The organism is Parasphingorhabdus pacifica (assembly GCF_054779195.1).
In genome coordinates this window covers 397,978-410,042 of sequence record NZ_BAAGYS010000006.1, presented here as the reverse complement: position 1 = coordinate 410,042, position 12,065 = coordinate 397,978, and the positions used below count along the sequence as shown (strand labels likewise).

12 protein-coding genes are annotated in these 12,065 nt (G+C 68.8%); 8 read left to right on the top strand and 4 right to left on the bottom strand.

Features of this window, described 5'->3' with window-relative positions; all coding sequences use genetic code 11:
• Nucleotides 1-12: 12 nt before the first annotated feature.
• Entirely contained in the window at nt 13-633 is a 621-nt protein-coding gene (locus ACYVAN_RS08025) for a DUF4245 domain-containing protein (RefSeq protein WP_460957283.1), read from the bottom strand.
• A 187-nt stretch (nt 634-820) separates the two neighbouring features.
• On the opposite strand from ACYVAN_RS08025, the gene glpX reads away from it, so the two are divergent.
• Nucleotides 821-1,864 (top strand): class II fructose-bisphosphatase, encoded by a 1,044-nt coding sequence (gene glpX, locus ACYVAN_RS08020; protein ID WP_460957281.1) that lies wholly within the window; start codon nt 821-823, stop codon nt 1,862-1,864.
• 252 nt (nt 1,865-2,116) lie between these two features.
• Nucleotides 2,117-2,872 carry a S1 family peptidase gene (locus ACYVAN_RS08015; RefSeq protein ID WP_460957280.1) on the top strand — a complete coding sequence of 252 codons (756 nt, stop codon included), beginning with the start codon at nt 2,117-2,119 and terminating at the stop codon, nt 2,870-2,872.
• Between the two features lie 90 nt (nt 2,873-2,962).
• Here the strand turns inward: ACYVAN_RS08015 and ACYVAN_RS08010 are convergent, their stop codons facing one another.
• Nucleotides 2,963-3,955 carry an NAD(P)/FAD-dependent oxidoreductase gene (locus ACYVAN_RS08010; RefSeq protein WP_460957278.1) on the bottom strand — a complete coding sequence of 331 codons (993 nt, stop codon included), beginning with the start codon at nt 3,953-3,955 and terminating at the stop codon, nt 2,963-2,965.
• 192 nt (nt 3,956-4,147) lie between these two features.
• Here ACYVAN_RS08010 and ACYVAN_RS08005 point away from each other — a divergent pair, with 192 nt between their 5' ends.
• The 4 genes from ACYVAN_RS08005 to ACYVAN_RS07990 all read left to right on the top strand — a co-directional run bounded on the left by ACYVAN_RS08005 (nt 4,148) and on the right by ACYVAN_RS07990 (nt 8,658).
• On the top strand, nt 4,148-4,942 hold the full coding sequence (locus ACYVAN_RS08005; RefSeq protein WP_460957276.1) for a S1 family peptidase: 795 nt from the start codon (nt 4,148-4,150) through the stop codon (nt 4,940-4,942).
• A 243-nt stretch (nt 4,943-5,185) separates the two neighbouring features.
• Complete coding sequence (locus tag ACYVAN_RS08000) at nt 5,186-6,583, top strand: class II fumarate hydratase (RefSeq protein WP_460957274.1); 1,398 nt, start codon at nt 5,186-5,188, stop codon at nt 6,581-6,583.
• Between the two features lie 84 nt (nt 6,584-6,667).
• On the top strand, nt 6,668-8,200 hold the full coding sequence (locus tag ACYVAN_RS07995; protein WP_460957272.1) for an ATP-dependent DNA ligase: 1,533 nt from the start codon (nt 6,668-6,670) through the stop codon (nt 8,198-8,200).
• Nucleotides 8,197-8,658, top strand: a complete 462-nt coding sequence (locus ACYVAN_RS07990; RefSeq protein WP_460957270.1) for a DUF4288 domain-containing protein — start codon at nt 8,197-8,199, stop codon at nt 8,656-8,658. The genes ACYVAN_RS07995 and ACYVAN_RS07990 overlap by 4 nt, the downstream gene beginning before the upstream one ends.
• Before the next feature lie 4 nt (nt 8,659-8,662).
• Here the strand turns inward: ACYVAN_RS07990 and ACYVAN_RS07985 are convergent, their stop codons facing one another.
• The gene (locus ACYVAN_RS07985) at nt 8,663-8,893 is read right to left on the bottom strand and encodes a DUF397 domain-containing protein (protein WP_460957268.1); all 231 of its coding nucleotides are present in this window, start codon (nt 8,891-8,893) and stop codon (nt 8,663-8,665) included.
• Between the two features lie 6 nt (nt 8,894-8,899).
• Nucleotides 8,900-9,775 (bottom strand): helix-turn-helix domain-containing protein, encoded by an 876-nt coding sequence (locus ACYVAN_RS07980; protein WP_460957266.1) that lies wholly within the window; start codon nt 9,773-9,775, stop codon nt 8,900-8,902.
• A 311-nt stretch (nt 9,776-10,086) separates the two neighbouring features.
• Here ACYVAN_RS07980 and ACYVAN_RS07975 point away from each other — a divergent pair, with 311 nt between their 5' ends.
• Both ACYVAN_RS07975 and ACYVAN_RS07970 read left to right on the top strand, forming a co-directional pair.
• The gene (locus ACYVAN_RS07975) at nt 10,087-10,470 is read left to right on the top strand and encodes a hypothetical protein (RefSeq protein ID WP_460957264.1); all 384 of its coding nucleotides are present in this window, start codon (nt 10,087-10,089) and stop codon (nt 10,468-10,470) included.
• Between the two features lie 143 nt (nt 10,471-10,613).
• Nucleotides 10,614-12,053: a GuaB1 family IMP dehydrogenase-related protein gene (locus ACYVAN_RS07970; RefSeq protein WP_460957262.1), complete on the top strand. Its 1,440-nt coding sequence runs from the start codon at nt 10,614-10,616 to the stop codon at nt 12,051-12,053.
• The last annotated feature ends 12 nt before the right edge of the window (nt 12,054-12,065 follow it).

Sequence of the window (12,065 nt, the reverse complement as noted above, 5' to 3'; positions counted from 1 at the left end):
ACCTGGCCACGGTCAGCCGGTCGGCGCCCGCACGATCGCTTCGGCCAGCGTGCGGAACTCGGCCTCGGACCCGTCCCCGGTGATCAGCACCCGGGTTCCGGCGTGTTCGGTGACCCACGCCTGCTCGGAACGCACGCCGCTGTAGACCACCCACCGCAGATCACCTGCTCGGACGGTCCCTTCCGCCTTCGGCGACCGCTCGGTCTCGAACTCGACGAGTTCTTCCTCCGAAGCCGTTGACTGCGACATGCGCAGGTAGTGCGGCTCATCGGTCAGCCAGCCGATCCGGACCGCGCGCGCCCCGGAGGGAAGCAGCTCGGTACCCGCGGAGTTCGCACGCCACCCTTCGGGCAGGTTCGGTTCGATCACCGGGAAACCCACCCGCCCGGCCGCGTCGCGCAGCTCGGCCCCGACATCCACCGTCGGCGCGGAACCCTTCTCGACGGTGGGGCCCAGCGGGCTGAACGAACACTGGCCGAGCAGCCCGGCGATTCCGAACGCGACCAGGACCATCGGCAGCATGGCGAACAGCATCGCTTTCAGCGTGCGGGGCGGTCGTGCCGGTTCCGTGCCTGGTTGACCCGCCGCTGGGGTCTCGTCGCCCGGCTGGTCCTGGTTGCGCTGTTCAGCCACGCCCCTCATGCTCTCACCAACCGGGCGACGGGCGTCCGAAGTCCTCGCCGGAAGTGGGCTCCCCCACGTGCACCTCAGCAATGCTCCCGGGTCTGCGAAGATCCCACTAGCGAGTATCGGGCGCCACCCGTCCGTGGTGGGTGCGCCCACAGTCGAACACAGCATTGGCTCACCACCGGGAGGCGCGATGAGCACGTCCACCACTGATCAGCAGCCGCAGCGGCCGGACCGGAACCTGGCGATGGAACTCGTCCGGGTTACCGAAGCCGCAGCCATGGCAGCCGGCCGATGGGTCGGTCGCGGCGACAAGAATTCGGGTGACGGTGCAGCGGTGGATGCCATGCGCAAGCTCATCGGCACGGTGTCGATGCGCGGTGTCGTGGTCATCGGCGAGGGTGAGAAGGACGAAGCCCCGATGCTGTACAACAGCGAGCAGGTCGGCAACGGCAACGGGCCCGAGTGTGACGTCGCCGTCGACCCTATCGATGGAACCACGCTGCTGAGCAAGGGCATGCCCAACGCGCTCGCGGTGCTCGCGGTGGCCGAGCGGGGCGCGATGTTCGACCCGTCGGCGGTCTTCTACATGGAGAAGCTCGCCGTGGGGCCGGAAGCAGCCGACGTCGTCGACATCAGCGCGCCGGTAGCCGAGAACGTGCGGCGAGTGGCCAAGGCCAAGCAGATCGACGTCGCGGACGTCACGGTGTGCATCCTCGACCGCCCCCGGCACGATTCGCTGGTCGAGGAGGTTCGCGAAGCAGGCGCGCGCATCCAGTTCATCTCCGACGGCGATGTCGCGGGCGCGATCGCCGCTGCCCGCCCGGACAGCGGTGTCGACATGTTGATGGGCATCGGCGGCACTCCCGAGGGGATCATCACGGCCGCGGCGTTGAAGTGCCTCGACGGCGAGATCCAGACCCGGCTGTGGCCCAAGGACGACGAGGAGCGCGCGCAGGTCAAGGCGGCCGGCCACGAGCTGGACACGGTGTTGACCACCAATGACCTGGTTCGCGGCGACAACGTGTTCTTCTGCGCGACCGGTATCACCGACGGCGCGCTGCTCAAGGGCGTGCACTACCGGGCGAACCGTTGCACCACCCAGTCGTTGGTGATGCGCTCGAGGTCGGGCACGGTGCGCATGATCGAGGGTCTGCACAAGCTGACCAAGCTGCGCGAGTACTCGGACGTCGAACTGGGCGAATCGGAAGCATCCCGGTACGGCTTGCTGCCGTGATCGGGTCGGCCGCGGTCGATCTCGACGAGTTTTTCCCGGTTTCGCGGGAAATCGGGAACGGTCGACCGCAGGCCGAAACCCCAGCGAGTCGCGTGTCCACATCGCACTGATCGCGTCCGTTTTACGGACATGCCACGACACGGATCGACCCTCGCCTCCGTCTTTCGTGGGTGCCCCGGAAGTGGATCGCCTCCTACTGTCCGTGCGCATCCGGCCAGCAGAGCCGGGACACACGGAAGGATGCGACGCGACATGCGGAAGCGTTCCGGTCTGATCGGCGTGATCGCTGCGGTCGGTGGCGTGGTGGGTGCACTTGCCTTCCCAGCCGTCGCCACCGCCGATGATGTGAAACCACTCATCGTCGGCGGTCACGACGCCACCGAGGAATACTCGTTCATCGTGTCCCTGCAACAAGGCGGCTCACACATCTGCGGCGCCTCGCTGATCGAGTCCGATTGGGCCGTCACCGCCGCGCACTGCGTGCAGGGAGGATCTCCCGGGCAGTACACCGTGCGGGTCGGCAGCAACGACAGCACCACCGGTGGCGAGGAAGCCGGACTCGCCGACATCGTCACCCACACTACGGGCGACATCGCGCTGCTCCGGCTGGACACCCAGGTCGAGGCCGCCCCCGTCCAGGTCGCCGCCGAACCGGGCGGGACGGGCACGGGAACACGGATCATCGGCTGGGGACAGACCTGCCCCGAGTCGGGCTGCGGTGAGGTGCCGACCACGCTGCAGGAACTCGACACCAGCATCGTCGACGACGGCGAATGCAGCGGCTTGAGCACCGGCACCGAAATCTGCACGGACAACCCGAACGGCGACTCCGGGGCGTGCTACGGCGACTCGGGGGGACCGCAGATCAAGGGCACCTCGGGCAACTGGGAACTGATCGGCGCGACCAGCCGCGCGGGCAACAACGACTCCACCTGCGCCACCGGCCCCTCGATCTACACCGACGTCACGGCGCACGCCGACTGGATCACCCAGCACACCGGCGCCTGAACCGACCAGCGGAGGACCCCGTCCGCGCCCGGGGCTTTCCGTTCGGTACGGCGGTGGTGCGCTCGGCCGAGCGCACCACCGCCGTACGCGTCATCCGCTGTCGGTCGAATGACCGGGGAAGAGGCGGGCCCCCGGGTCCAGCGCCACCGCGATGTTGTTCACCGCCGTAGCCGCCTCACCGAAGCCCGTGGCGATCAGCCGCACCTTCCCGGGGTACGAGGCGACATCGCCAGCCGCGTAGACCCGCTCCCGGTTCGTCCGCATGGTGCTGTCCACCCGGATCGTGCGCTTGTCCAGTTCGAGACCCCAGGACTCGATCGGGCCGAGATTCGCGGTGAACCCGAGCGCGGCGACGACGGTCTGCGCGGGCAGCACCCGGTGCCCGCCGTCCCGCAACGCGATCTCCACCTCGTGCACCCCCGACTCGTCCCCCCTGATCTCCGCGATCTCGGCGTCGGTGATCAGCGGCACGTCCAAGGCCTCGACCTCGCGCACCAGGCCGGGATGGGCGCGGAATCGCGCTCTCCGGTGCACGAGGGTGACGCTGCGGGCGACCGGGTGCAACGCCAGCACCCAGTCGAACGCGGAATCACCACCGCCCACCACGACCGCGTCATGTCCGGTGTGGACTGCCAGTTCGGGGATGAAGTGCACGACCCCGCGGCCCAGCCAATCCTGCCCGGCGGGCAACGGACGTGGCGTGAACTCGCCGATCCCGGCGGTGATCAGCACCGCCCCGGCGAGCACCGACTCCCCCTGCCCGACCTCGACGCGAACCCGACCGTCCTCTTCGGACGCGGACATCGATACCGCGTGTCTGCCCAACAAGTAGGACGGCTCGTACCTGTTCGCCTGCTCGACCAGTGCCGCGACCAGGTCTCGCCCCCTGATCCGGGGAAAGCCTGCGACGTCGTAAATCATCTTCTCCGGGTACATCGCCGTCACCTGACCGCCCGGTTCGGGCAGCGAATCGACGAGTGCGACCGACAAATCCCGAAATCCCGCGTAGTAAGCCGCGAACAGTCCCGTCGGACCAGCTCCTAGGACCAGCAGATCGACTTCACGCGGCGCTCCAGCAACCATGCCTCACCTCACCGTGGTCGCCCCCCAGGCTAGCCCGCACAACGCCCTCCCGTCGCCACCGAGAACGCCCGCGCGCCGGCCGGTCCGGCTCGCCCCACCGGCCGGTCGTGCCCACAGCAAATGGCGGTACCCGGAAAACGATCAGGGTGGTTTCGTGCCCGAAACCGGATCGGTCTGGGGAGAGGAGACCCGGTGAGTAGGACATCGTTGTTCCTGGGTGGTTTGGCCGCATTGGCCCTGAGCGTCGGAGCTGCGCCGGCAGTGGCGAACGCCGACGTCACGGAACCGGCGGACGACCCGAGCACACTGATCGTCGGCGGTCACGACGCGACCGAGCAGTACGACTGGATGGCTTCGCTGCAGAGCGGCGGTCAGCACGGATGCGGCGGCTCGCTGGTCGACTCCGAATGGGTGCTCACCGCCGCGCACTGCGTACAACAAGCACAAGCCGCCGACCTCGGGCTCCGCATCGGGAGCCCGGACCACAGCACGGGCGGGACGCAAACCGGGGTGTCCGAGATCGTCGTCCATCCCGGGTACGAGACGGACGCCCCCAACGCCGACCTCGCACTGCTCAAGCTGGACCGGGAGGTCGCCGAGACCCCGATCCCGATCGCCGACGCCTCCGGTGCGGCAGGCACGCCCTCGCGCATCATCGGCTGGGGTCTCACCTGCCCGGTGCGGGGGTGCGGCGAACCACCCGCGCAGCTGCAAGAACTCGACACCAGCGTCGTCCCGGACGCCGCCTGCACGCTGAGTTCGATCGACGCGGGCACCGAGATCTGCACCGGAAGTGGGCAGCTGCTGACCAACGCCTGCTTCGGGGATTCCGGAGGGCCGCAGCTGGAAGGCACGTCGGGCAACTGGCAGCTGACCGGTATCACCAGCCGTCTCGGCAGCATCGTGCCGGTGTGCGGCACGGCACCGTCGGTCTACACCGACGCCACCGCGTACAAGAGCTGGATCACCGAGCGCGTGGCCGGCTGAAGCGCATCTCGGCATCGCCGTCGGGAATGGGCGGCGGCGCCCGGTCTCGGGGCGAGCAAGGGAACCTTCCTGTCACATGTGGAAGAAAAGTTCCCTTGCTCGCACTCGTGCGATCCGAGCCGGGCGGGCGGCCAAGGCGGCCGAGAAAAGCGGTCGGGGAACGCGGAGAAGCAGGTCACCCGGGTGGGCGAGTGGGATTGCCCATACTGACCAGTGCTCGCCGTGAGGGCCACACTTCCATGTATGGCTGAACAGGACTACCGCATCGAACACGACACGATGGGCGAAGTCAGGGTGCCCGCCGACGCCCTCTACCGCGCCCAGACGCAGCGTGCCGTGGAGAACTTCCCCATCTCCGGGCGAGGACTGGAGCGCTCGCAGGTTCGTGCTCTCGGTTTGCTCAAGGGTGCCGCCGCGCGGGTCAACGGCAAGCTCGGCGTGCTGGAAGCCGAGCAAGCCGAGGCGATCGCCGCGGCCGCCGACGAGGTGGCCGAGGGGAAGCACGACGAGCACTTCCCGATCGACGTGTTCCAGACCGGCTCCGGCACCTCGTCGAACATGAACGCCAACGAGGTCATCGCGACGCTGGCCACCCGCAAGCTCGGGCGGGACGTGCACCCGAACGATCACGTCAACGCGTCACAATCCTCCAACGACACCTTTCCCACCACCATTCACGTCGCAGCCACCGAGGCGGTGCTCACCGAGGTCGTCCCCGCGCTGGAGCACCTGGCCGAGGTGATCGAGGGACGTGCGGCCGGCTGGACGGAGGTCGTCAAGTCGGGCCGGACGCACCTGATGGACGCCGTGCCGGTCACGCTCGCGCAGGAGGCGGGCGGGTGGGCCTCCCAGGTGCGCTTCGGCGTCGAACGGCTTCGGTCCGGCCTGGGCCGCCTGGGCGAACTGCCGATCGGCGGCACCGCGGTCGGTTCCGGACTGAACGCGCCGCGAGGTTTCGGCGCCGCCGTCTCCGAAGAGCTGGCCCGCGTGACCGGACTGCCGCTGACCGAGGCGCGCGACCACTTCGAAGCACAGGCCACCCAGGACGGCGTGGTGGAGACTTCCGGGCACCTGCGCACGGTGGCGGTGAGCCTGAACAAGATCGCCAACGATCTGCGCTGGTTGGGTTCGGGCCCGAGGACGGGCCTCGCCGAACTGGCGCTGCCTGATCTGCAGCCCGGCTCGTCGATCATGCCGGGCAAGGTCAACCCGGTGATCCCCGAAGCCACCCTGCAGGTCGTCGCACAGGTCGTCGGCAACGACGCCGCCGTGTCGTTCGCCGGCGCGCAGGGCAACTTCCAGCTCAACGTGAACCTGCCGGTGATCGCCCGCAACGTGCTCGAATCCGCCCAGTTGCTGGCCGCCACGTCCCGGCTGCTGGCCGACAAGGTCTTCGCGGGCGTCGAGGTCAACGCGGACCGGGCCCGGGAGTACGCCGAGGGGTCGCCTTCGATCGTCACACCGCTCAACCGCCACATCGGCTACGAAGAAGCGGCGTCGGTCGCCAAGCAGGCCCTCAAGGAGCGCCGCACGATCAGGGAGGTCGTGCTGGAGCGCGGCCACGTGGAGAGCGGGAAGCTGACGCTCGAGGAGCTCGACACCGCTCTCGACGTGCTCGGCATGGCCAACGCCGACCGCTGACGGTCGCACCGGTGTCCGAAGGGGATGCGCCCCGGGGTCCGGCACGACGAGCCGTACCCCGGAGTGCACGTGCACCATGAGTGCATGGCGCTGCTGAGCGAGGTCGTGACCACATCCGGCGAGGTCGCGGGCACCCGGTCGCGGAAGGCGAAGGTGACGGCCATAGCCGACCTGCTCGCGCGGGTGGCGCCCTCCGAGATCCGCCCCGCGACGGCTTTCATCTCGGGCGAGCTGCCCGGCGGTCGAGTCGGGGTGGGCTGGTCCACCCTGTCGTCGGTGGACGCCGAACCGGCCGCCGAGCCGGAGCTCACCGTCGCCGACGTGGACGGTGGGGTGGCAGAGCTCCGGGAGACCACCGGGGCGGGTTCCGCGCAGCGCAGACATGAGGTGCTGACCCGCCTGCTGCGGTCGGCGACCGCGGCGGAACAGCGATTCCTGGTGCGATTGCTGGGTGGCGAGTTGCGCCAGGGCGCTCTGGAGGGCGTTGTACTCGAAGCTGTCGCGGCAGCGGGCGGAGTCCCCGCCGAGGCGGTGCGCCGAGCGTTCATGCTCTCGGGCCGATTGCCCGAGACCGCCGAGGTGGCGTTGCGCGGCGGTGAATCCGCGCTTGCCGAAATCCGGTTGGAGGTCGGCCGACCGCTCCGGCCGATGCTGGCCTCCCCAGCCGAGACACTCGACGCCGCACTGGCCGAACTCGGACCGGCTAGCATCGAGTACAAACTGGACGGTGCGCGTATCCAGGTGCACCGGGACGGCGAACAGGTCCGCGTCTACACCAGAACGCTGCGGGAAGTGACCGGCACGGTGCCCGAACTCGTCGAGCTGGTTCGCGGCCTGGACTGCCGGTCGATCGTGCTCGACGGGGAAACGCTGGCGTTGACCGATTCGGGACGTCCGCGACCGTTCCAGGAGACGATGGCCCGCTTCGGGGCGCAGAGCCCGCGCGATCTGCGATTGCGCCCTTACTTCTTCGACTGCCTGCACCTCGATGGCCGCGACCTGTTGGATCTGCCACTCCGGGAGCGGCTCACCGCTCTCGAAGGGGTCGCCTCGGAGTACCGCATCCCCGCCGTGCTGTCGACCGACGCCGGGCAGGCGTCCGACCTGCTGGACGAGGCCCTCGACGCGGGCCACGAGGGGGTCGTGCTGAAGTCGCTCGACTCCGGTTACGCGGCGGGGCGCAGAGGGCGGACGTGGCGCAAGGTCAAACCCGCGCACACCCTGGACTTGATCGTGGTCGCCGCCGAGTGGGGGCACGGCCGACGCAGCGGCTGGCTGTCCAACCTGCACCTCGGGGCGCGTGACCCGGACGGCGGGCCACCGCTCATGGTCGGCAAGACCTTCAAGGGTCTGACCGACGAGTTGCTCGCCTGGCAGACGGCGGAGTTCCCCCGTTGGCGCCAGCGCGAAGACGGTTCGACGCTCTACCTGACCCCCGGCTTGATCGTGGAGGTCGAACTGGACGGCGTGCAGGTGAGCACCCGCTATCCGGGCGGGGTGGCGCTGCGGTTCGCTCGTGTCCTGCGCTACCGCCCGGACAAGGACGTCGCCTCGGCCGACACCATCGGGACCGTGCGTGCTCTGCTACCGCGTGGAGATGAGACCCTGAAGTCATGACCACCCCCGGTAACGAGGACCACGAGGACCACGAGGACGGGCCCGAAGACTTCGAGGGCGTCGGATCGATCAACATCGGCCCCGGCACCATCGACCCCCGCGACTACAGCCCCAGCACCTTCAGTGCCAAGGCGGAGTTCTACGTGGCGGCGCTCGTGCTGGAGTCCAGTTCCGAGGCCGAGGGCCACGCGCCGCTCTACGAGGAGTCGTTCGTGCTGGTCAAGGCCGAGTCGGATGAGGAGGCCAAGGAAAAGGCCACGTCCTACGGCAAGCAGCAGCAGCTCAGCTACGAGGACGAGCACCACCGGCTGGTCACCTGGAAACTCAAGGAGGTCGCCGAGGTCCAGCAGCTCGAGGACGCGACCTTCGACGACGGCAGCGAACTGTTCAGCCGCTTCTTCCGCAACTACTCCGCGTACCGGTCGATCGAGCCGCTGACCGGCGACGAGGAATTCTGACCGATCACCGGTCGAACCAGCCCGCGCGGGCTCGTGCGGTGAACGCGGTCCACGCCCGCGCGTCGAACGCGAGAAGCGGGCCGGAGGCGCCCTGCTTGCTGTCCCGCACGCCGATACGGCCGGGACCGAACGCCACCTCGACGCAGCCGTTCTGCGCCTGGCTACGGCGGGACTTGCGCCAGCGCAGCACGGTCGGGGTATCGCTGGTTCCGGGCGTCGGCGGGTCGAGACGCATGTGTGCTCAGAGTTCCTTCGCGGCTTGTTCGATGCGGTGCGGGGTTTCGGATGGGGTGCAGGCGACGTCGCGGACGCGGGTCAGTACCTCGCGGTACCGCAGGACGGTTTCGGGATTCTCGTAGTAGATACCCTTCACCCTGGTCTCGGCGTACACGGTGCCCGGATCGCTCTCGAACTCCGCCGGGTAGGTCAGCAACGTGAACGCGCCTTCGGTTCCAGGGTGCCCACCCGACTGGAACGGCAACACCTGCAAATCGATGTTCGGGTGTTCGGCCAATTCGACGAGTCGCCACAGCTGTTCACGCATCACCGCAGGTCCGCCGATGGAACGCCGGAGAGCGGCTTCATCGAGAACCGCGCCCACCGACGGTGCCGTTCCGCTTTGCAGGACCTCCTGCTGCCGAGCCATCCGTAGTTCGGTGCGGCGGTCCACTCCGGCTGCGGACAACTGCGGATCTCCGCTCCGGATGAGCGTCCTGGCGTAGTCGCGGGTCTGGAACAGTCCGGGTACGACCTGCACGTCCCAGCTGTCGATCTTCTCGGCCATCGCCTCCAGGCCGAGGAAGAGCTTGAAGTATTCGGGCAGGGTGCGATCGTCGAGGTCGAAGTCGATCCACCAGTCCCGCCCCTTCTTGGCCAGCGTCCGCAGTTCGCGGAAGAATTCGGCGCGTTCCGGCACTCCGTAGAATTCGAGAAGTCTCTCGAGCTGCAACGGCCCCGGCAATGATCTGCCGTTCTCGATGTGCCCGATGGCCTGGACACTTCCTCCGATCACTTCCGCCGCCTCGGCGCGGCTGAACCGGCCGGTTTCACGCAGCTTGGTCATCTCGCCGGCGACCCATCTGCGGAGTGCGGTCGGGCTGGAGTGGGACGTACTCACCTGGTTCCTTCCAACAGCTCGACGTTGCCGTTGAAGTCTGCCGGGACCACCAGCCGAAGATCATCACCCGATTAGGGCTCTAGTTCTTGAGCATGTTCAAAGTTAGCGTGCTCCACATAGTGGCGATCGCATCGATCGCCACTCCCGCACCGCGGCCCCGATATACGATCACCGGACGCGTCAGCACGGCACGTACCGCACACCGATCTCCACGTCCGAACAATCCGTTCCGCAGCACCGATCGAAGGCGCCGAGCGAACCTACCCCGCTCGACGACGCCGCGCGCGGCAGCGACGGAACACCATGGGGAATTGCATGCCACCTACGCCGAGCACGCCACACCACTCCACGGGCGGCGCCGCGAAGACGGCGCTGTGAACACGATCCAGAACCTCCAGGATCTCGTCCGCCGCGGCTTCCAGGCCTCGCCGGTGCACAACGACGACGGGGAAATCGACGCGCTGCTCTACTCGCGAAAATGGCGATGCGGAACGGTGGACGTCCTGGTGCTGCACTCGCACACCGAAGCCTTCGCCTACCGCACGACGGAAGTCGAATCCGGCACGCCGCTGACCCCGCGCCGGGAAGCGATCCGCTGGCAGTCCGAAGGCGACCCCGAAACCGTCACCAGGGCGGTTCTCGAACTCCGCCCGGCGGACGGCGCCTCCTCGGACGCCCCGCCGCGGACCCCCTGAAGCGGTTCGCGCTCCCGGGTCGCCTTCACCATCGACTGAATCGATCTGCCGCTGCTGGGGCGCCCGCGAGGCGGACCGGCGCTGCAAACCGTTGCCCACTGGTGCGACGACGAGCAGCCCTTTGGCCAGTAGAGTGGATTCACGTGCGGTTCCTGAACGGGCAACAGCCCTCCACAGACCTGACCTACGACGACGTCTTCCTCGCCCCCAGGCGCTCGGGCGTGGAATCCCGCTTCGACGTGGATCTCGCCACCAGCGACGGCTCCGGAACGACCCTGCCGATCGTGGTGGCGAACATGACCGCCGTGGCGGGCCGGCGGATGGCCGAGACGGTCGCTCGACGCGGTGGCCTCGTCGTGCTACCGCAGGACGTCGCGCCCGACGCCGTGGCCGAGATCGTCTCCTGGGTCAAGGACCGGCATCCGACCTGGGACACCCCGCTGGTGCTGCGCACCCAGGACGCGGTCGCCGACGCGCTCAACCTGCTCCCCAAGCGCTCCCACGGGGCGGTGGTCGTCGTCGACGTGGACAACCGGCCGCTCGGGGTGGTCGACGAGGCCGCGTGCACGGGAGTCGACCGGTTCGCCCGGGTCGACGACGTCGCCGATCACAACCCGGTGGTGCTCCCACTGGAGACGAAGCCCCGCGAAGTCTTCGAACAACTCGACCGGAGCTCTCGCGGGGTGGCACTCGCCGTGGACCGGGACGGACGCCTCGCCGGAATCATGACCGCTCGCGGCGCCCTGCGGTCCGAGGTCTACACACCCGCGCTGGACCGGTCCGGCGGCCTGCGCGTGGCGGCCGCCGTGGGCATCAACGGCGATGTCGCCGCCAAGGCGACGGCGCTGCTCGAAGCGGGAGTGGACACGCTGGTCGCCGACACGGCGCACGGGCACCAGGAGAAGATGGTCAGCGCGTTGCAGGCGATCCGCCGGGTCGATCCCCGAGTGCCCGTGGTGGCCGGCAACGTGGTGACCGCCGAAGGCGTGCGCGACCTCGCCGCCGCGGGCGCCGACGTGATCAAGGTCGGGGTCGGCCCCGGCGCCATGTGCACCACACGAATGATGACCGGAGTGGGCCGCCCGCAGTTCTCCGCCGTGGCCGAATGCGCCCAGGCTGCGCGGGAACTCGGTAAGCACGTCTGGGCCGACGGCGGCGTCCGGCACCCTCGCGACATCGCCCTCGCGCTGGCCGCCGGTGCCTCGTCGGTGATGGTCGGCTCCTGGTTCGCGGGCACCTACGAATCACCGGGCGACCTGCAGCGGGACGAGCACGGGCGGGCGTACAAGGAGTCGTTCGGGATGGCCTCCAAACGGGCCGTCAGCGCCAGGACCCGCAGTGACAGCACCTTCGACCAGGCCCGCAAGGCCCTGTTCGAGGAGGGCATCTCCAGTTCACGGATGAAGCTCGACCCGGCGCGTCCCGGCGTGGAGGACCTGCTCGACGACATCTCGTCCGGGCTCCGGTCGTCCTGCACCTACGCGGGAGCTCGCACCCTCGGAGAGTTCCACGAGCGCGCCGTCGTCGGCATCCAGTCCGCCGCGGGATTCGCCGAGGGACGCCCGATGCCCACCGGCTGGTGAGCAGTGGGGTGT

Bases quoted from the DNA above. Each gene is read 5' to 3' on its own strand.
- glpX (WP_460957281.1), top strand. From the start codon at position 821: ATGAGCACGTCCACCACTGATCAGCAGCCGCAGCGGCCGGACCGGAAC.
- ACYVAN_RS08015 (WP_460957280.1), top strand. From the start codon at position 2,117: ATGCGGAAGCGTTCCGGTCTGATCGGCGTGATCGCTGCGGTCGGTGGC.
- ACYVAN_RS08010 (WP_460957278.1), bottom strand. From the start codon at position 3,955: ATGGTTGCTGGAGCGCCGCGTGAAGTCGATCTGCTGGTCCTAGGAGCT.
- ACYVAN_RS08000 (WP_460957274.1), top strand. From the start codon at position 5,186: ATGGCTGAACAGGACTACCGCATCGAACACGACACGATGGGCGAAGTC.
- ACYVAN_RS07995 (WP_460957272.1), top strand. From the start codon at position 6,668: ATGGCGCTGCTGAGCGAGGTCGTGACCACATCCGGCGAGGTCGCGGGC.
- ACYVAN_RS07990 (WP_460957270.1), top strand. From the start codon at position 8,197: ATGACCACCCCCGGTAACGAGGACCACGAGGACCACGAGGACGGGCCC.
- ACYVAN_RS07985 (WP_460957268.1), bottom strand. From the start codon at position 8,893: ATGCGTCTCGACCCGCCGACGCCCGGAACCAGCGATACCCCGACCGTG.